General features: G+C 65.9%; 15 protein-coding genes. 9 read left to right on the top strand and 6 right to left on the bottom strand.

What is annotated here, in order from left to right; translation table 11 throughout:
* Positions 1–32: 32 nt before the first annotated feature.
* The 8 genes from EDE08_RS21975 (at position 33) to EDE08_RS21940 (ending at position 10841) form a co-directional block, all read left to right on the top strand.
* Positions 33–1391, top strand: coding sequence for a formimidoylglutamate deiminase (locus tag EDE08_RS21975; RefSeq protein ID WP_131870889.1), 1359 nt, complete (start codon positions 33–35; stop codon positions 1389–1391).
* Positions 1388–2116, top strand: a complete 729-nt coding sequence (gene hutC, locus EDE08_RS21970) for a histidine utilization transcriptional repressor HutC (RefSeq protein WP_131870888.1) — start codon at positions 1388–1390, stop codon at positions 2114–2116. Before EDE08_RS21975 ends, hutC begins: the two co-directional genes overlap by 4 nt.
* A 105-nt stretch (positions 2117–2221) precedes the next feature.
* Complete coding sequence (locus tag EDE08_RS21965) at positions 2222–3166, top strand: ABC transporter substrate-binding protein (protein ID WP_131870887.1); 945 nt, start codon at positions 2222–2224, stop codon at positions 3164–3166.
* A gap of 71 nt (positions 3167–3237) precedes the next feature.
* Entirely contained in the window at positions 3238–4011 is a 774-nt protein-coding gene (locus EDE08_RS21960) for an ABC transporter permease (protein ID WP_131871024.1), read from the top strand.
* On the top strand, positions 4008–4793 hold the full coding sequence (locus EDE08_RS21955) for an ABC transporter ATP-binding protein (protein ID WP_165936089.1): 786 nt from the start codon (positions 4008–4010) through the stop codon (positions 4791–4793). The genes EDE08_RS21960 and EDE08_RS21955 overlap by 4 nt, the downstream gene beginning before the upstream one ends.
* Positions 4786–6018 (top strand): Zn-dependent hydrolase, encoded by a 1233-nt coding sequence (locus tag EDE08_RS21950; RefSeq protein WP_131870886.1) that lies wholly within the window; start codon positions 4786–4788, stop codon positions 6016–6018. Before EDE08_RS21955 ends, EDE08_RS21950 begins: the two co-directional genes overlap by 8 nt.
* Positions 6019–6589: 571 nt before the next feature.
* A complete protein-coding gene (locus EDE08_RS21945; RefSeq protein ID WP_131870885.1) occupies positions 6590–7750 on the top strand; it encodes an MFS transporter in 1161 nt (386 codons plus the stop codon).
* A gap of 247 nt (positions 7751–7997) precedes the next feature.
* A complete protein-coding gene (locus tag EDE08_RS21940) occupies positions 7998–10841 on the top strand; it encodes an ATP-binding protein (RefSeq protein WP_131870884.1) in 2844 nt (947 codons plus the stop codon).
* Between the two features lie 209 nt (positions 10842–11050).
* Here EDE08_RS21940 and msrA read toward each other — a convergent pair whose 3' ends face one another.
* The 6 genes from msrA to EDE08_RS21905 form a co-directional block, all read right to left on the bottom strand.
* A complete protein-coding gene (gene msrA, locus EDE08_RS21930; RefSeq protein ID WP_061883644.1) occupies positions 11051–11569 on the bottom strand; it encodes a peptide-methionine (S)-S-oxide reductase MsrA in 519 nt (172 codons plus the stop codon).
* Between the two features lie 162 nt (positions 11570–11731).
* A complete protein-coding gene (locus tag EDE08_RS21925; RefSeq protein WP_061883511.1) occupies positions 11732–12154 on the bottom strand; it encodes an OsmC family protein in 423 nt (140 codons plus the stop codon).
* A 114-nt stretch (positions 12155–12268) separates the two neighbouring features.
* Complete coding sequence (locus tag EDE08_RS21920; RefSeq protein WP_165936088.1) at positions 12269–13117, bottom strand: enoyl-CoA hydratase/isomerase family protein; 849 nt, start codon at positions 13115–13117, stop codon at positions 12269–12271.
* A 32-nt stretch (positions 13118–13149) separates the two neighbouring features.
* Positions 13150–14463, bottom strand: coding sequence for an epoxide hydrolase family protein (locus EDE08_RS21915; protein WP_131870881.1), 1314 nt, complete (start codon positions 14461–14463; stop codon positions 13150–13152).
* A gap of 241 nt (positions 14464–14704) precedes the next feature.
* Entirely contained in the window at positions 14705–15394 is a 690-nt protein-coding gene (locus tag EDE08_RS21910) for a VOC family protein (protein ID WP_131870880.1), read from the bottom strand.
* A 45-nt stretch (positions 15395–15439) separates the two neighbouring features.
* Positions 15440–16108 (bottom strand): sensor histidine kinase, encoded by a 669-nt coding sequence (locus EDE08_RS21905; protein ID WP_131871023.1) that lies wholly within the window; start codon positions 16106–16108, stop codon positions 15440–15442.
* 324 nt (positions 16109–16432) lie between these two features.
* Between EDE08_RS21905 and EDE08_RS21900 the strand changes: the two genes are divergently transcribed.
* The gene (locus EDE08_RS21900) at positions 16433–19276 is read left to right on the top strand and encodes an ATP-binding protein (RefSeq protein WP_131870879.1); all 2844 of its coding nucleotides are present in this window, start codon (positions 16433–16435) and stop codon (positions 19274–19276) included.
* Positions 19277–19321 lie beyond the last annotated feature (45 nt).

Raw genomic sequence — 19321 nt, 5'->3', positions numbered from 1 at the left:
GTGCGGGAGTTCTGTCCAGCCGGCATGGAAACATGACACGACTGCATTTCGCCTCCGCGCTCCTGCCCTCGGGCTGGGCCAATGACGTGCAGGTGGTGATCACCGCCGGCGCGATCGCCGAGGTGACGCCGAATGTCGCGCCCGTTGACGGCGATGAACGCCACGCAATCGCGCTGCCGGGATTGGCGAGCCTGCACAGCCACGCATTCCAGCGCGGCATGGCGGGACTTGCGGAGCTGCGCGGAGACAGCACCGACACCTTCTGGACCTGGCGCGAGACGATGTATCGCTTTGCGCTGGCCATGACACCGGACGACGTCGCGGCTGTTGCGACGCTGCTCTATGTCGAAATGCTCGAGCAGGGATTCACCCGCGTTGGCGAATTTCATTACTTGCATCATGATCGCGACGGCTCGCCCTATGCGGATCCTGCCGAAATGGCTTCGCGCATTGCGCTGGCTGCTGAAGCATCAGGCATCGCCCTCACGCTGCTGCCGAGTTTCTATGCGCATGGCTCGTTTGGAGGAGCAGCGCCGCATGCCGGCCAGCGTCGCTTCATCTGCTCGGTCGATCAGTTCGCCGCATTGATGGCTGCTTCGCGCAAGGCGATCAGCGCATTGCCTGGCGCCAACATCGGCATCGCCCCGCACAGCCTGCGCGCGGTGACGCCGACCGAGCTCACGGCGATCGTTCCGCTGGCCGACGGCGGGCCGGTGCACATTCACGCGGCCGAGCAGGTGAAGGAAGTCGAGGACTGCCTCGCCTGGTCGGGACAGCGCCCGGTGCAATGGCTGCTGGAGCACGCGCCAGTCGATCAACGCTGGTGCCTCATTCACGCAACGCACACGACCGACGAAGAGGTCAGCGCATTTGCCCGCACGGGTGCAGTCGCCGGCCTCTGTCCCGTCACCGAGGCGAGCCTCGGCGATGGCATCTTCCCCGCGCGCGAATTTCTTGCTGCCGGCGGTGCGTTCGGTGTGGGCACCGATTCCAACGTGCTGGTCGGCGTCGCGGACGAGCTCCGTCAGCTCGAATACGGCCAGCGCCTCAAGCATCGCCAGCGCAACGTGCTCTCCAGTGGCGCGGGTCGTTCGACGGGACGCACGCTGTTCGATCATGCGCTCGCGGGCGGAGCACAGGCGCTGGCGCAATCGACAGTCGGCCTCACGCCCGGTGCGCGCGCCGACATCGTCACCCTCGCCACTGCGCATCCATCGCTGGCCGGACGTCAGGGCGATGCGGCTATCGACGGCTGGATCTTTGCGGCCGGCAGCGGTGCGATCGATTGCGTTTGGGCCGGCGGCGCCAAGGTCGTCGAAGGCGGCCGGCACAGGCTGCGTCAGTCAGCGCGCGAGCGCTTCAATGCATCGGTGCGGAGGCTCGTCGCATGAGCCTTGCCACTGACGCAGCCGACAAGCCGACGCTCTACAAGCGCATCCGTGCCGACATCGAGAAGCGCATCCTGACCGGCGAGTGGCCGCCGGGCCATCGCATTCCGTTCGAGCACGAACTCGTGGCCCGCTACGGCTGTTCGCGCATGACCGTGAACAAGGCGCTGTCGGAGCTGGCGCAAGCCGATCTGATCGAGCGGCGGCGGCGTGCCGGCTCGTTCGTGCGCCGACCGCAGCATCAGTCGGCGGTGCTCAAGATCGCCGACATTCGCGCCGAGATCACCGCCCTCGGCCGGGCTTACGGCTACGAGCTGATCGGCCGCAAGCTGCGCGCGGCGACCGCTGCCGACCGCGATCGCCTCGGCGTCAAGAAGGCGGGCAAGGTGATCGCGATCACCTGCCGCCATAGCGCCGACAACGTGCCCTTCGCCGCCGAGGACAGGCTGATCGACCTGTCGTCCGTGCCGGATGCCGCGACCGCGGACTTCTCGCGCGAGCCCCCCGGCTCGTGGCTGCTTCACCATGTCCCATGGACCGAAGCCGAGCACACGATCAGTGCCATCGTTGCGGACGATCGCACCGCGGAGGCGCTCGACATCGCCGTCGGCGCGCCCTGCCTCGTGATCGATCGCTACACCTGGCGCAGCGCGCGCACCATCACCGCGGTGCGCCTGCTCTATCCCGGTGACTCTCACCGCCTTGTCGCCCGATTCAAGGGAGGCTGAGAGAGCATGTCGGCACAAATCGTGCAACGCTTCGGGCAACGGTCCAGATGGGCCGACAGTGATCAACAGGACGTCAATCCATCGATCGGCAAGAGGACGACAATCATGCGTAGTTCAAGGGTATTTGCGACAATCATTGCTCTCGCAGCCGCCACTCCCGCGCTCGCCGACGACGTCAAGGTCGGCGTCGGCATCTCCGGATGGACCGGCTTCGCGCCGCTGACATTGGCGAAGGAGGCGGGCATCTTCAAGAAGAACGGCCTCGACGTCACCATCAAGAAGATCCCGCAGAAGGACCGCCACCTCGCCATCGCCTCCGGCGACATCCAGTGCGCGGCGACCACGGTCGAGACCTGGATCTCCTGGAACGCCAATGGTGTTGCGACCAAGCAGATCTTTCAGCTCGACAAGAGCTATGGCGCCGACGGCATGGCCGTGCGCAACGACGTCGCCGCGATCAAGGACCTGAAGGGCAAGACCGTCGCCGCCTCCGCACCGGGCACCTCGCCCTATTTCGCGCTGGCCTGGATGCTCAAGAAGAACGGGCTTTCGGTGAAGGACGTCACCGTCGTGAACCTCGAACCGGCCGCGGCGGCGCAGGCCTTCGTCTCCGGCCAGAACGATGCGGCGATGACCTATGAGCCATACCTGTCGACCGTTCGCGCGGCGCCCGACAAGGGCAAGATCATCGCCACCACGCTGGACTATCCGATGGTGATGGACACGTTCGGCTGCACGCCGAAGTTCCTCACCGACAATCCCAAGGCCGCCAAGGCCCTCGCCGACAGCTACTTCGAGGCGCTCGAGATGATCGCCAAGGACCAGGCCAAGGCCTACGAGATCATGGGCGCCGACGTGAAGCAGACCGGCGAGCAGTTCGGCAACTCGGCGAAATATCTGCGCTGGCAGGACAAGGCCGCGAACCAGAAATTCTTCGCCGGCGAGTTCCTGACCTTCAACAAGGAAGCCGCCGACCTCCTGCTCGAGATCGGCATCATCAAGGCCGCGCCGAAGGTCGAGGACCTCTTCGACGCGAGCTTCATCAAGTAAGCTTCTGCAGGCCGCCGGTTCCGCCACGAGGCGGAGCCGGCCCGTGATCGACTATTCGGATAGACAGTTTGATGCGTCCCCTGGACCCTGTTACATCGAGGCAGCGCGTGGCCTACGGCCTCGCGTTCTTCGTGCTGTTCGTTGCCCTCTGGTCGTGGGCGACGTTCGGCGGCCATGTGTCGAAGACCTTTCTCGCCAACCCGTTGACCATGGTCCAGGAAGGCTTCGACCTGCTGACCAAGCAGGGATTCGCGTTCGACATCGGCATGACGATCTGGCGCGTCGTCGGCGGCTTCGCGCTTGCGGCGATCATCGCGGTGCCGCTTGGCGTCTTGATGGGCGCCTACAAGCCGGTCGAGGCGTTCCTCGAACCTTTCGTGTCTTTCGCGCGCTATCTGCCTGCCTCCGCCTTCATTCCGCTCCTGATCCTGTGGGCGGGCATCGGCGAGCTGCAAAAGCTGCTCGTGATCTTCATCGGCTCGGTATTCCAGGTCATCCTGATGGTCGCGGTGACCGTCGGCGCCACGCGGCGCGATCTGGTCGAAGCCGCCTATACGCTGGGCGCCGGCGACCGCGGCATCATCCGCCGGGTGCTGCTGCCTTCCTCGGCACCCGAGATCGCCGAGATCCTGCGGCTGGTGCTTGGCTGGGCCTGGACCTACGTCATCGTCGCCGAGCTGATCGGCTCGTCCTCCGGCATCGGTCACATGATCACCGACAGCCAGGCCCTGCTCAACACCGGCCAGATCATCTTCGGCATCATCGTGATCGGACTGATCGGCCTGATCTCGGACTTCCTGTTCAAGGCGTTCAACGCCTGGCTGTTCCCCTGGAAGCTCGCATGACGACGCTCAAGATCGAACAGGTCTCGCGTACCTTCCCCGCGCGCCACGGCAACGCGCCGACCAGGGCGCTGGAGCCGACCGACCTCGTCATCGGCAACAACGACTTCGTCACCATCCTCGGTCCCTCCGGTTGCGGCAAGTCAACGCTGCTGCGCATCGTCGCCGGCCTCGACCGCCCGACCAGCGGACGCGTCACGCTCGACGGGCGCGTGGTGACGGGCCCGGGCGCCGATCGCGGCATGGTGTTCCAGTCCTACACGCTGTTCCCGTGGCTGACGGTGCGCGAGAACATTGCCTTCGGCCTGCGCGAGCGCGGCGTGGCGCAGGACGAGCGGAACAAAATCGCCGATGCCTTCATCCGCCAGGTCGGATTGTCGGGCTTCGAGAACCATTGGCCAAAGCAGCTCTCCGGCGGCATGCAGCAGCGCACCGCGATCGCGCGTGCGCTCGCCAACGATCCGAAGATCCTCTTGCTCGACGAGCCCTTCGGCGCATTGGACAACCAGACCCGCGCCCTGATGCAGGAGATGCTGCTCGGGATCTGGGAGCGCGACCAGAAGACGGTGCTGTTCGTGACCCACGACATCGAGGAAGCGATCTTCCTCGGCAGCCGCGTCATCGTCATGAGCGCGCGTCCCGGCCGCATCAAGGCCGAGATCCATGTGGACCTGCCGCATCCGCGCTCCTACAAGATCAAGACCACGCCGGAATTCGTCCAGCTCAAGGAGCGGCTGGTCGAGGAGATCCGCACCGAGGCGCTGAAAGTTGCCGAACATGCCTGACACCCAGCCCCGCGCCGACGGAATTCGCGTCCTCGCCGACCTCCATGCGCTCCGCGCCATGGGCGCCTACAAGACCGGCGTGCACAAGCCGACCTTCTCCGAGCCGCACAAGCTTTCGCTGGAGTGGCTCGTTCAGAAGCTGCCCGAGGCCAACCTCTCCGCGACGATCGACGGCATCGGCAATGTGTTCGGCACCAGCACGAAGCCCGGGCCGAAGCTGCTGGCGGGCTCCCACCTGGAAAGCCAGAACTACGCCGGCTGGCTCGATGGCCCGCTCGGCGTCGTCTACGCGCTCGAGGCCGCGCGCGTGCTCAATAACGATCCATCGCTCAACGGCGCGGTCGAAGTCGCCGCCTGGTGCGACGAGGAGGGACATTTCGGCCATTTCCTCGGCTCGCGCTCCTATGTCGGACAGGTGACCGAGGCCGACATCGACGCCGCGCGCGACCGCACCAGCGGCCGCACCATGCGCGATGCGATTGCCGAGATGGGGCTCGCCGGGCGTCCGCGCATCACCGCGGAGCCCGGACGGCACGTCGGATATCTGGAGGCGCATATCGAGCAGGGCGACACGCTCGAAAGCGGCGGCCTCGCGATCGGCGTCGTGACCTCCATCGTCGGCATCTGGCAGTACCAGATCAATTTTACCGGCGAGCAGAACCACGCCGGCACCACGCGCATGGCAGTGCGCAAGGATGCCGGCCTCGCGCTGGCAAAATTCTGCGTCGCGATCGACGACCGCTTTCCGTCTGCCTGCGGCCCGCGCACGGTCTGGACCACCGGGCGCATCACGCTCGATCCGGGCGCGCCGAGCATCATTCCGGGTGGCGCAGAGATGCTGTTCCAGATCCGCGACGATGATCCGGCCGTGATCGCGCGGCTGGAGCAATTGCTGCGGACCATGGCGGAGGAGGCCAGTGCGAACGGTCCCTGCACCGTCACCGTCGAGAAATTGCGCACTGGTGCGCCCGCCATGATGAATTCCGGCTTCCAGGACGCAATCGAGGCCGCAAGCAGGGCCCTGGCCGGCGGCCGGTCCCTCCGCATGCCCAGCGGCGCCGGGCATGACGCGCAGATGCTCGCGACCGTCATGCCCGCGGGCATGCTGTTCGTGCCGTCGATCGGCGGCATCAGCCATCACTGGACCGAGAACACGGCGGATGCCGATATCGTCACCGGCGCAGAGGTGTTCGTCGACGCCTGCCGGCGGATCCTCGGCGGCTAGAGCGAGATGCGGCTGCCGACCTGCCGCAGTCCATCGTGCGGCACAAGCGCTCGTGTCCCGGACAAGCTGCAATGCGTGGAGCATTGCGGCGCAGAGCCGGGATCCAGAGCCACGCGGCAATTGCAGCCACAGGTGAAGCCCAACACGCGGCCTTCCCTGCGCGATGGTCGGACGGCTTATGCCGTGTCTCTCCCGGGAGCCGGGTTCGTTCTGGCCTCCCTCACCCTCGCGAAACTCACCGGCGCCGCGTCATCCCGAGGTGCGAGTGGTGCGATGCGCACAGCATCGCACCGGGAGCCTCGAAGGATGAACGGCCACAGTTGGGCCGTCGCCCTTCGAGGCTCGCCGAAGAGGCGAGCACCTCAGGGTGACGGTGATGGAGTCGCGTTCATTGCTTCTACGGGGCATACGAGACAGCCGCGTTCGTTACGAATCTGCCCTGGTTCCAACGATCGAATGCACATCGATCGAAGGTCCCCCGCGGCCGCGATACCTCGTGTGCGCCACAGACATAAAGTCGCGACAATCGTCGGGCTTGTCGATCGCCCTGCCTGCTTCCCCGGGAGTTCTCATGTCTTCAGCCGACCGGCCGGCGACCCGCCTTGCGACCAGACTTGCCTTCTTCGTCGCAGGCTTCGGCATCGCGTGCTGGGCGCCGCTGGTGCCCTTCGCGAAGGCGCGGCTCGGCGTCGACGACGGTGTCCTCGGGCTGCTCCTGCTCAGCCTCGGCATCGGCTCGGTCGTCGCGATGCTGCTGACCGGCGTTCTCAGTGCGCGCTATGGCAGCAGGCCGATCATCGTCGCAAGCGGGTTCATGCTCGCGCTGGTCCTGCCGCTGCTCGCGATCGCAGGCTCGCCCACGTCTCTGGCGCTGGTGCTCTTTGCGTTCGGCGCCGCGCTCGGCTCGATCGACGTCGCCATGAACATCCACGCCGTGGAGGTGGAGCGCGCCGCGGGACGCCCGCTGATGTCCGGCTTCCACGCTTTGTTCAGCATCGGCGGCTTCGCCGGATCCGCGCTGATGACGGTGCTGCTCTCGTTGCAACTCGGTGCGCTGGCGTGCACGTTGATCTGCTCCATCCTGATGCTGCTCGCGATGTTTGCGACCTGGCCGCGCCTGCTTCGCTCAATGCAGGTGCAGGAGGGCCCGTTGTTCGTGCTGCCGCACGGATCGGTGCTGCTGCTTGCGCTGCTCGGCGCCATCACCTTCCTCGTCGAAGGCGCAATGCTCGATTGGGGCGCGCTCCTGGTCATCGGCGCGGGGCTCGTCACCGAGGCGCAAGGCGGAGCCGGCTACATCGTGTTCTCGATCGCCATGACGATAGGCCGGCTCGGCGGCGACGCGGTCGTTGCGCGCATCGGGGACCGTACGACCTTGCTCTGGGGCAGCCTCATCGCGATCGCGGGCTTTGTGGTCCTGCTGACGGCGCCTGTCGCGGCGGTCGCCCTCGGCGGATTCCTGCTGATCGGGCTCGGTGCGTCAAACCTCGTGCCGGTGCTGTTCCGGCGGGCCGCGCAGCAAACGGTGATGCCTACCGGGCTTGCGGTCGCGGCGATCACGACTGCGGGATACGCGGGGGTCCTGATCGGCCCCGCCGGCGTCGGCTTCGTCGCACGTCTTGGCGGATTGCCCATGGCGTTCTGGCTGCTGGCCGGATTGATGGGCCTCGTCACGCTGTCGGCGCGGATCGTCACGGCGGAGCAGCGCCAGATGTCGCGCGTCGATGCGTGAGCGGCCCTGCGCCGAATTATGGATGGGAGGGGCGGAAAATGGTCCCATGCACGCGGGGGCAAGGATCATCATCCTGGCATGCCAGCCTAAACCCTTCTTCACAGACTCTATTTTAGCTGGCCGAAACAAGCCCAAGCCATCTGCGCCGGTCTGTCTGCCATGCGGCTTTCGGCCAGTTTACTGGACGCGTCGTTCTGCTAGATCATAACCCAATACCTTTTGACTCCCGTGAAGGGGGCAATGGCACGTGGAAGCCCATAGTAATCACGACTCGCACATTTCTTTTGGGCCATTTCGGCTGTTTCCAAAGTCGCGGCTCCTGGAGAAGGAGGGGGCGCCGCTTCACATCGGCGGCCGCGCGCTCGATATTCTGATCTTGCTTGCCGAGCGCCCCGGTGAAGTCATCGACAAGAGGGAGCTGGTCAAGCGCATCTGGGCCGACGTGAATGTCGACGAAGGCAGTCTGCGCTTCCATGTCGCTGCACTGCGCAAGGCGCTCGGCGATACCGGCAAGTCGACCCGTTATGTCCTCAACGTGCCCGGCCGCGGCTATTGCTTTGTCGCGCCGTTCGTTCAAGCAGCTCCACCGGCCTCCGCAGTCGCAGCCGAGATCTCCCCTCCTCGCTCTCTGCCTGCTCAGCTTGCAAAGATGATTGGGCGAGAGGAGGTCATCGAGAAGATTTCGAACGGATTGACGGTGCATCGCTTCATGACGGTGGTCGGCCCGGGCGGCATCGGCAAGACCGCCGTCGCCGTCACGGTCGGGCATCGCCGCTCGGCAGATTTCGGTGGACGCGTCTTCTTCGTCGACTTCGGTCCGCTGCGGGACGCCGGCCATGTCACGACCACCGTCGCCTCGGTCCTCGGACTGACCGTGAGCTCGGAGGACCCGACGCCGGCCCTCCTGACATTCCTGAAGACCGGCCCCGCCCTGCTGATCTTCGACAGTTGCGAGCATGTGCTGGATACGCTGGCTCCGCTCGTGGAGCGTATCGTTCGCGAAGCGCCGCTGCTTCGCGTTCTCGCAACCAGCCGCGAGTCGTTCCGGAGCGAAGGCGAGCGGATCTTTCGTCTGTTCCCGCTGGATTGTCCGCCGGAGCGTGGGGGTCTCGAGGTCGCCGAGGTCCTCGCCTATCCCGCGGCTCAACTCTTCGTCGAGCGCATCGCGCAGAGCTCGGGTGCGTTCCAGCTCAGCGCTGAAGAAGCGCCGCTGGTGGCGAGCATCTGCCGGCGCCTCGACGGCATAGCGCTGGCGATCGAGCTCGCGGCGGGCCGTGTCAACGCATACGGCATCGCCGGAACGGCCTCCCTGCTCGACAGCCGCTTTTCGCTGCAATGGCGGGGGCGGCGCACGGCCGTGCCGCGGCACCAGACCCTCGCCGCTGCGCTCGACTGGAGCTACGACCTCCTGTCTCCGGCGGAAAGCGCCACCTTGCGGCGACTATCGGTGTTCGCCGGGCCGTTCGCGCCGGAGGCGGCCGCCGCGGTCGCATCCGGCGAGGGCCTCAGCACCTCGGAGACGTTGGAGGCGATCGACAGCCTGGTCACCAAATCGCTGATCTCGCCATCCGGTTCGCGGACGCTGCGCTATCGCCTGCTCGACACCACGCGCACCTACGCGCTCGGGAAGCTGAACGAGCTCGGAGAAGCGCGGACGTTTGCGCGGCGCCATGCCGAGCATTTTCGCGATTTCTTCGAGCATGCGGAGGCCGATACATCGACACAGCTGCCCGAATGGTTGAGCATCTATGCAGGGGAGCTGGACAATGTGCGCGCCGCGCTGGATTGGGCTTTCTCGCCCGACGGCGACGCAAGGCTCGGCATCGCGCTGACGGCGGCCGCGATCACCCTCTGGGTGCGGCTTTCGCTGTTCGCCGAATGCCGAGAACGCAGCAGAACGGCACTGGCGGCGCTCGGAGACGGCAAGGACAACGACCGCATCCGCATGCAGCTGCTGTCGGCACTCGGCTGGTCGCTGATGTATGGCGAGGGTCGCGCGCGCGAGGCGCGCCCGATCCTTGAGACGACTCTCGAGCTGGCGGACAGGCTCGACGACAAGGATTTCCGGCTGCGCGCGCTCTGGGGCCTGTGCATCGACCAGTTCAACAACGGACAGTTCGGCAAGGCCCGTGCGTTCGCCGATCGTTTTGCGAGCGCGGCGACGAACTCTCCCGACAAGACCGACGTCATGCTGGGCGACCGGCTGATGGCCGTCGCGCTGCACTATCTCGGCGACCAGAACGAGGCGCGGCAGCGCATCGACCGGGTCAATGCATCGCTGCACTTTCTGGCGGAGAAGCCGAAGATCTTCCCGCTCGATCTCAGGATCTCGACGCAATATTTCCGGGCCCGCATCCTTTGGCTTCAAGGCCTCGCCGACCAGGCGCAGGCGCTGGCGGCAAGAAACATCGAGGAAGGCCGAGCCAACGGCCACGCCCTGACTTTCTGCAGCGTGCTGGGCCAGGCCGCCTGCCCGATCGCCTTCTGGGCCGGCGATCTCGACGCCGCGGAACGCCACGGCAACGAGCTGCTCGAGCACACCGATCGGCACGCGATCCGGCTGTGGGGCCTGTGGGCAAGGGCCTTCAATGCGGCAGTCGTCGCCAAGCGCGGCGACGTCGCGATCGGCCTGCCGCTGCTGCGCGAAGAACTCAACCGCGCCGGCGATGCACGCTTCCTGCCGCGCTTTCTTCCACTGCTCGGCGAGCTTGCGGCGTGCTTTGGCGAAGCCGACCAGGTCGATCGCGGCCTCGACGTCATCGATGACGTCCTGACCCGTTGCAGCGACCGGCAGGAGCTCTGGTATCTGCCTGAGTTGATGCGCATCAAGGGAGAGTTGATGCTCAGGAGCGCGCGGCATTCAGCGGACGCCGAGGCACGCTTTCGCGAGGCCATGGAGATTGCCGTCCAGCAGGGCGCGCGCTTCTGGGAGCTGCGCTGCGCGATGAGCCTCGCGCGGCTCAGGATGGGGGCCGGCCGGAGTGCCGAAGCTCTGGCCGATCTGAAGAATGTCTCCGGATCATTCACGGAGGGCGCCGAGATCGCCGACATGCGCACCGCGCGCGAACTGATGGCGCAACTCCGGAACTGACGGCGCCGCCTCGCCCCCAGCAGCAGCCGAGGGAGCAGTTCACGAGTTGGTCATCATGCCCGGGCTTGTCCCGCCTGCGCGGCCGAAGCCGCATCGGCGAGGCGAAAGCCCGAGCATCCACGTTCTTTGTGCGACGTGGCAAGGCGTGGATGGCCGGGACAAGCCCGGCCATGACGTCGTGGAGAGTTCGGTTTCTCCAACGCTCACTATCATACGCCCTGAGCGGCAGCCGCACGCCGCGGCAGCTTCCAGTCGGGCCGGATGAAGTGGCAGGTGTAGCCGTCAGGATAGCGTTCGAGATAGTCCTGATGCTCCGGCTCGGCCTCCCAGAACTCGCGAGCGGGCGCGACCTCGGTCACCACCTTGCCGGGCCACAGGCCGGACGCCTCGACGTCGGCAATGGTGTCTTCGGCGATCCGCTTCTGCGCTTCACTCGTGTAGAAGATCGCGGAGCGATAGCTGGTGCCCAGATCATTGCCTTGGCGATTGAGCGTGGTGGGATCGTGGATCTGAAAAAAGAACTCCAGCATCGTGCGGAAGCTGGTCCTGGCGGGATCGAAGATGATCTCGATCGCTTCGGCGTGCCCTTCGTGATTGCGATACGTGGCGTTCTTCACATGCCCGCCGGTGTAGCCGACGCGGGTGGAGATCACGCCCGGCTGCTTGCGGATGAGATCCTGCATCCCCCAGAAGCAGCCCCCGGCCAAAACTGCGCGTTCCGTCGTCATCTGTCCGCTCCCAATTGATCGCTCTGTCCGCTCTGCATTCGCACATCATATATATGCTTTCGCTCGAAATATATGCATTCGCCCGCCGGACCGAAAGACATGCATTGCAGGCGTGTCCACCCGGCTCCTGGAACCGGGTGGACCCAAAGCAAACGCGTGCCTCTAGCCCAGCTTGGCGTCGAGCGTGATCGCGGCGTTGAGCACCTTCGACACCGGGCAGTTCTTCTCGGCCTCGCCGGCGAACTTCGCAAAGCCGGCCTCATCGAGGTTCGGCACTTTTGCACGCAGGGTCAGCGCAGACTTGCTGATCTTGAAGCCCTTGCCTTCTGGCTCGAGTGTCACCGCGGCCTCCGTCGACAGTTCGTCCGGCGTGAAACCTGCCATCTGAAGGCCAAACGCCAGCGCCATCGTAAAACAGCCTGCATGGGCCGCCGCGATCAACTCCTCGGGATTGGTCCCCTTCTCGTTCTCGAAGCGGGTCTTGAACGAATAGGGCGTCTGCGCGAGCACGCCGGATTCGCTCGAGAGATGACCGGTCCCATCGCGACCAGTGCCCTTCCAGACTGCCGTTGCCTTGCGGATCATTTCAGTTCTCCTTGTTTGATTTCAGCACCGGCGCTGCGTACCGGTGGAAAGGCGACATTGGCACGACCGCCCGTCACCGTTCCAACCGGCCGAACGCCGCAGCGGTTCCGTCAGCTAGGTGCCGATCTGCCCGACGTGGAAACCGAGCCGGTTCTCGACATCGCCCGCGCGGTGGAAGCCGCGCGCCATCAGCGCCTTGATCCGGCAGTGGCTCGCAGGCCGGCCGAGCGCCGCCAGGAACGCATCCCATTCCGGCTTGATCTCGGCATCGGGTGGCAGGCTCGCGACGTCGACGAGGCGCTTGGTCTCGGCGATTGCCTCCTTGTCGAAGGACGCGATGCGCATCGCGAGCGCCTCGACGAAACCGTCGAGCTCGGCATCCGGCAGCGACCGGTTGACATAACCGTAGCGCTCGGCGAGATCGCCGTGGATGTCGTCTGCGCCGAGCAGCACTTCCAGCGCGCGGCCGCGGCCGATCAGGCGCGGCAATCGCGCCATCGGCCCGCCACCGGGCACGAGGCCCGCGCCGACCTCCCATTGCGACAGGATCGCCCTCTCGCGGCTGGCAAAGCGCATGTCGCTGGCGAGTGCGAGCTCGCTGCCGACGCCGGTGGCGCGGCCCCGGATCGCGGCAATCGAGACCACCGGCGCACGGCTGAGGCGGACCAGCATGTCGGGCAGCGCCTGCAGGCCGGTCGGCCCGGGCGGGATGCTCAAGGACTCTTCCAGCGGTGCGAGGAAATCGTAGTGGGTAATGAAGAAGCCTTCGACGGCGCTGTCGAACACCACGACCTTCACGTCCGGATCGGTCTCGATCGCCGTGACGATGTCGCCCAGCAGCGGGAGCTGCTTCGGCCCGAAAATATTCACCGGCGGCATGTCGAAGGTGACGCGCCAGTAGGACGGCAGCCGGCGCTCCAGTCGGATGTCACCGGTCGTGAAATTGCGTTCGGGACGGTTCATCTCTTGTACTCCCTGATGCATGTGTTCGCGCTTCAGATCGATTGCCGCAGCGGACGAAACGCGGTGCGCATCTCCGCACAGAACAGCGCGGGTTGCTCCCAGGCAGCGAAATGTCCACCCTTGTCGAGACGACTGTAGTGGATCAGCCTGGGATAGGCCTTCTCGGCCCAGCTCCGCGGCGCGGCGTAGATCTCGTCCGGAAAGACGCTCACAGCGACCGGTATCTTGACGTGCTTGGGCACGAAGAACACCAGCTTGTTCTCCCAATAGAGCCGCGCCGACGACACCGCGGTGTTGGTGAGCCAATAGAGCGTGATGTTGTCGATCACATCGTCGCGTGACAGACCTTCCGTCTTGCCGTCGAAAACGCGCGCGATCATTGCGGCACTGCGTGCGTCGTGGTCGAGCATCCAGGAGGCGAGACCCGCGGGCGAATCCACGAGGCCGTAGAGCGTCTGCGGCCGGTTCGACATCTCGATCGCGTAGCCCAGACCATGCTTGTAGAAATCGTCGAGCTGGTCGTAGGCGATGCGCTCGTCAGTCGAGAGATCCGGCGGCCGCACTCCGCCGGGCTGAAGCGCCTTGGCGATGTCGTCGGGGACGGTCGCGGGCATGTTGGTGTGGATGCCGAGCAGCTCGGGCGGTGCAATCAGCGCCATCTGCTCGGTGACGGCATTGCCCCAATCGCCGCCTTGCGCGACATAGCGGCTATAGCCGAGCCGCTTCATCAGCACGATCCAGGCTCGCGCGATGCGCTGGGGATCCCAGCCGAGCTCCGTCGGCTTGCCCGAAAATCCGTGGCCGGGCAGCGAGGGGATCACCAGATCGAACGCCTCCGTGGCGCTGGCGCCGTGCGCGGTCGGATCGGCGAGCGGGCCGACGATCTTCATCTGCTCAATGATCGAGCCGGGCCAGCCATGCGTGACGATCATCGGCAGCGCATTCTCGTGCCGCGAGCGGACGTGAATGAAATGGATGTCGACGCCGTCGATGTCGGTGACGAATTGCGGCAGAGCGTTCAGCCGCGCTTCGATCTTGCGCCAGTCGTAGTCGCTCTGCCAGTAGCGCACGAGCTCCTGCACCGTCCTCAATTGCACGCCCTGCGATTGATCGGTGACGATCTCGCGATCCGGCCAGCGGCTGGCCGCGAGACGACGGCGGAGGTCGAGCAGGTCCGCCTCGGGCACGTTCACGTGGAACGGGCGGATCGTGCCGTTCGCAGCCGCCCTCGTCGGCCGCAGCGGCAGCAGGCTCGACACGCTGGCGGCAACCGCGCCCATCGCGGCCTGGCTCAGCAATTGACGGCGATCGGGGTTGAGGATGTCGGTGCGGACTTGCGTCGTCATTTGGATCTCCCTTGCTTCGACCGGTGCCCGGGATCGGGTTCGAGAGCGGAACATCGGTCCGTTCTGTGCAGAGATTGACGCGGGCAAGTCCGATTTGCTCGTTATGGCTTGTTAGGCCTCGTTAGCCCTTGAGAGTCCGCGCGATGCAACAGAACACGCGATATCGATGCGGCACGGCGCGCGACGAGGTCAGTCATCGCGCGCCGTATCGGCCAAGGTCAGGAGCGGGCTGGCCTGCAATTCACGACGGTAGCGGCTGGCCGGCCTGCTCGCGGACGATATAGTCGGCGTACCAGTCCGCCCAGTTCTCGTCGTGTCCGCCGGTCCGCGTCTCGTGCTCGCCATGCGCGGTCGCCGCTCGGCGCAACGCCGCCGCCAGATCGATGGTCGACGCGAATGTCGTCGCGCCGACCGCGATGCGCCCGGGCAGTCGTGTCGTGACCTCCTGGAACAGCCAGCCATTGCCGTCGGGGTCGCTGAACGATGCGAACGAGCTGTAGCTGCCGCGCTTCGGGTCGGCACCGCCGACCCGTACGCTGCCGAAGAGATACGGCTCATCGGGCCCGGCATGAACGTCGCCGGCACCGTGAAATGGCTCGCTGACCTCGACGCCGCGGTCGAGCAGGTCCTGCCGGGCGACCTCCAGATCGGAGACGATCAGGTACAGGCCTCGCGCCGAACCGGGCGCTGCGACCGTCACGTTCCTGCCGAAGATCACCGAGCAGGCCGAGCCCGGCGGCGTGAACTGGATCACGCGCCAGTCCTCGCCCGACGAAAAATCGGCGTCCAGTCGCCAACCGAGGCGGGCGTAGAACGCCTTGGCACGGTCGACGTCGGACACGGGGATCACGACGACCTCGAGCTTCAGGTCAACGCTGCGCGATGTCGAGGGCCTGGTTCCGGTTTCGCGATCGATTTCGATGGCGGTCATGTCGAACTCCCTGATGTGAGACGCGGTTGCAGACATGGAAGGGCTTCATGCGACAGTCGGCATCACGATCGTCACCCGCGTGCCGCCCTGCCCCGCCTCGCCATGCAACCGCGCGTGGATGCTGCGTGCGAGCCCTTCGAGGATCCGGCTGCCGGTGCCCTGGAGCGGGCCGGTCGCACCGATGCCGTTGTCGGCCACCGTGCAGAGCCAGGCGCCGTCGCGGTTCGCCAATTCGATGCGGATCATCGCATCGCTTCGGTTCGGGAAAGCGTGCTTTGCCGCGTTGGTGACTAGCTCGGTGAGCATCAGTGCGAGCCGGTGACATTGAGCGGACGGCAGCCTGCCGCTCTCGATCGCGGCTTCGCAGCGGATGCCTGCCGGCTCCAGCACCGCTTCGGAGAGGGCTCCGCACAGCTTTTCGAGGAACGGCTCCACGGCGATGGCCGATGGATCGTCGTTGTCGGACAGGAGCTGATAGAGCCGGCCGAAGGCGACGATGCGCCGCTCGAGGCGGTCCACCGCGAGCGACACATCCCTCTTACTCGCGTGCGTGAAGTCGCGGCGGACTGCTGCACCGAGCAGCGTCAGCGTGTTCTTCATGCGATGGTGGGACTCCCGCAGCACGAGCTCCCAGTCACGCGACTGATCATCGAGACTGGTGACGAGTTGAGGGCGAACGACGTGGTCGCTCGCCCGAGCGCCGATACCGGACATCATGGCCTCCCGTTGAAACAGGATCTCACTCGAAGGCCATAGTGGATGCGTCGCGCGCGTTTTGCCCGTTAGACGTTGCAAGATTCTGTTATGATCGGCGGAGCCCGCGATCTCGCGGCGGACGCCTGCCTCGAGGGTCAGGCGCGCTGACGAATTGTCGCAGTCGCGTCGTAAGCCGCTCGCGTTTAAGCAAAATTTGCAACACACGTCCCGGTGCGATCGGCGGTCGGCCACGCGATTTCGCCACTTTCGGCCAGTTTACTGGACGCCTCGATCTGCTAATCAAATTGCACACTTCAGCTCATTGACTGGAATTGTTGGCCCGTGCCGGACACTAACGAGCAGGATTCGGTCATAGCCTTTGGGCCGTTCCGCCTGTTCGTGAAATCGCGGCTGCTGGAAAAGGACGGCGCCCCGCTTCCCCTCGGCGGCCGTGCGCTCGACATCCTCATTTTTCTCGCCGAACGCGCCGGAGAGGTCATTGACAAGCGGGAGTTGATCAAGCGCATCTGGGCCGACGTGAACGTGGACGAAGGCAGCCTGCGCTTCCACATCACGACGCTGCGCAAGGCTTTGGGCGATGCGGGCGAAGGCTCGCGCTACGTCGTCAACGTCCCGGGACGGGGCTATTGTTTCACGGCTCCGCTGCTCCGGCCCGCAGCATCGGAGAGCCGGACGAGCCCGCCCGCCGCTTCGCCCTCCTCGCTGCCCTCGCCGCTCGCGAAGATGATCGGGCGGAACGATGCGGTCGAGAGAATCTCCGCCGAGCTTTCGCAGCATCGCTTCGTCACGATCGTCGGCCCCGGCGGGATCGGCAAGACCTCGGTCGCACTCGCCGTCGCGCAGGGCGAGCTCACGGCCTTCGGCGGCCAGGTGTGCTTCGTCGATTTCGGCGCGCTGACCGATACCCGGCTCGTCCCCGGAACCATTGCGGCCGCGCTGGGCCTGACCGTCAATTCCGAGGACCCGATACCGGGCCTGCTGACGGTCCTGCGCAACCTGCGGATCCTGCTGGTGTTCGACAGTTGCGAGCACATCCTCGACGAACTCGCCCCTTTGGCCGAGCGCCTCATCCGCGAGGCGCCGCAGCTGCATATCCTGGCCACCAGCCGGGAATCCTTTCGCGCCGACGGTGAACGCATCCATCGGTTGTTTCCGCTGGATTGCCCGCCGGAACGCGACGGCCTCGGCATTGCTGACATCCTTGCCTATCCCGCAAGTCAGCTCTTCGTGGAACGCATTGCCGAGAGCTTGAGCGAATTCGAACTCCGCGATGAGGATGCGCCGCTCGTCGCCGAGATCTGCCGGCGACTGGATGGCATTGCGCTCGCGATCGAGCTCGCGGCCGGACGTGTGAACGCCTATGGCATTGCCGGCACCGCCTCGCTGCTGGACAGCCGCTTCTCGCTGCTGTGGCGGGGACGGCGTACCGCAATTCCGCGGCATCAAACGTTGAGCGCGGCGCTGGCCTGGAGCTACGACCTGCTGCCGCCGGCCGAAAGCGCGACGCTGCGCGGCCTGTCGGTGTTCGTCGGGCCGTTCACGCTGGAGGCCGCGCTTGCCGTCGCGTCCTGCCAGGGCATCGGCGAGCCCGAAGCCGTCGAGGCGATTTCGAACCTGCTGTCCAAATCCCTGATCGCGACCTCGCCCGCGGAGCGGCGACTGCGCTATCGCCTGCTCGACACCACCCGCGCCTTCGTCGCGGGCAAGCTCGTCGAGAACGGGGAAGCGGACCGCGTCGCACGTGCCCACGCCGAATATTTCCGCGACTTCCTGCACGACATTGCCCTCAAATCCCCGGGCATGCAGAGCGCCGGCGGCTTCCTTCCCTATGCCGACCATTTGCCGAATGTCAGGGCCGCGCTGACCTTCAGCTTTTCGGAGAGCGGCGACCGGACGATGGGCGTGGATCTGGCGGCCTCGGCGGCGCAGTTCTTCCTCGAACTGACCTTGCTGACGGAATGCTACCGCTGGACCCGGCAGGCGCTGGCGTCGCCGGATGCGCGCGGTGCGGACAGCCGGAAGGAGATGACCTTGCAGGCCGCGCTCGGCGTCTCCGTGATGTTCACGCAGGGCAACAACGAAGGGGTCCGGTCGGCCTTCACGCGCAGTCTCCAGCTTGCCCGGGAGCTCGAGGACCTGCACTGGCAGCTCTGGCTGCTGCGCGGATTGCACATCTACCTGACCAGGGTCGGAGATTTTCACGGCGCGCTCGGAATCGGCGAACAGGGCGAGAGCGTCGCGCGAAAGCTGAACGATCCCACCGCCACGCTGAACGTCGAATGGATGCTCGGCGTGGCGCATCATCTGATCGGCAACCAGGACAAGGCGGTTCGGTTCTGCGAGAGCGCGATGGTGCACAATCCCGGCTCGCAACGGCTGAACATCGGCCATCTCGGCTATGACGATCGCATCGTCGCGCTGGTGGCGCTGGCGCGCGGACTCTGGCTCACCGGCCGGCCCGAGCGTGCGATCGAGGCCGCCAGATACACGGTTCGCGAGGCCGAGCTGCTCGAACAGCCGCTGACCCTCGGCATCTCCCTGATCTGGACGATTTACGTGTTCCTCTGGGTCGGCGATTGGGACAACGCCGAAATCCTGATCGAGCGGCTGATCGACCATTCGGCGCGGCACTTCCTCGGGCCCTATCACGCGGTCGGCATCGGCCAGAAGGGCGAGCTGCTGCTGCGCCGCGGCGACGTTGCCGCAGGCATCGAGCACCTTCGCCGCAGTCAGGCCACGTTGCACGCGGCCCGGCACCGGATCATGACGACCGTGTTCGCGACGACGCTCGCGGAGGGTCTCGCGTCCCAGAATCAGCCCGACGAAGCCCTGCGGACGATCAACGAGGCGATCGCCCAGATTCCCGATCATGGGGAGTCCTTCGACATGCCGGAGATGCTCAGGGTCAAGGGCGACATCCTCGCCCGATCGGGCAGCGCGGTGGAGGCCGAGAGCTGCTTGCGTCAATCGCTCGATCTGTCGCAGCGCCAATGCGCAGTCGGCTGGGAGCTCCGGGGCGCGATCAGCCTCGGCCGCATCTGGCGCGAGGCCGGAAAGGGCGGCGACGCACGCGACTTGCTCGCCCCGCTCGTCGCGCGCTACCAAGAGGGGCTCCAGACCCGCGATCTGGCCGCCGCAAGGGAGTTGCTGGGCACGCTGAATTGACAGCATCTTCAACGGCATACCGCCAAACTGCCTGCTCGCAACTCC

Source organism: Bradyrhizobium sp. R2.2-H (genome assembly GCF_004346455.1).
GTDB lineage: Bacteria > Pseudomonadota > Alphaproteobacteria > Rhizobiales > Xanthobacteraceae > Bradyrhizobium > Bradyrhizobium diversitatis.
The sequence above is the reverse complement of the archived record's forward strand: the minus strand, read 5'-3'. Positions and strand labels throughout refer to the sequence as shown.

What these genes read in the sequence shown, in the direction of transcription:
- EDE08_RS21975 (WP_131870889.1), top strand. Translation starts at nt 33, where the DNA reads ATGACACGACTGCATTTCGCCTCCGCGCTCCTGCCCTCGGGCTGGGCC.
- hutC (WP_131870888.1), top strand. Translation starts at nt 1,388, where the DNA reads ATGAGCCTTGCCACTGACGCAGCCGACAAGCCGACGCTCTACAAGCGC.
- EDE08_RS21965 (WP_131870887.1), top strand. Translation starts at nt 2,222, where the DNA reads ATGCGTAGTTCAAGGGTATTTGCGACAATCATTGCTCTCGCAGCCGCC.
- EDE08_RS21960 (WP_131871024.1), top strand. Translation starts at nt 3,238, where the DNA reads ATGCGTCCCCTGGACCCTGTTACATCGAGGCAGCGCGTGGCCTACGGC.
- EDE08_RS21955 (WP_165936089.1), top strand. Translation starts at nt 4,008, where the DNA reads ATGACGACGCTCAAGATCGAACAGGTCTCGCGTACCTTCCCCGCGCGC.
- EDE08_RS21950 (WP_131870886.1), top strand. Translation starts at nt 4,786, where the DNA reads ATGCCTGACACCCAGCCCCGCGCCGACGGAATTCGCGTCCTCGCCGAC.
- EDE08_RS21945 (WP_131870885.1), top strand. Translation starts at nt 6,590, where the DNA reads ATGTCTTCAGCCGACCGGCCGGCGACCCGCCTTGCGACCAGACTTGCC.
- msrA (WP_061883644.1), bottom strand. Translation starts at nt 11,569, where the DNA reads ATGACGACGGAACGCGCAGTTTTGGCCGGGGGCTGCTTCTGGGGGATG.
- EDE08_RS21925 (WP_061883511.1), bottom strand. Translation starts at nt 12,154, where the DNA reads ATGATCCGCAAGGCAACGGCAGTCTGGAAGGGCACTGGTCGCGATGGG.
- EDE08_RS21920 (WP_165936088.1), bottom strand. Translation starts at nt 13,117, where the DNA reads ATGAACCGTCCCGAACGCAATTTCACGACCGGTGACATCCGACTGGAG.
- EDE08_RS21915 (WP_131870881.1), bottom strand. Translation starts at nt 14,463, where the DNA reads ATGACGACGCAAGTCCGCACCGACATCCTCAACCCCGATCGCCGTCAA.
- EDE08_RS21910 (WP_131870880.1), bottom strand. Translation starts at nt 15,394, where the DNA reads ATGACCGCCATCGAAATCGATCGCGAAACCGGAACCAGGCCCTCGACA.
- EDE08_RS21905 (WP_131871023.1), bottom strand. Translation starts at nt 16,108, where the DNA reads ATGTCCGGTATCGGCGCTCGGGCGAGCGACCACGTCGTTCGCCCTCAA.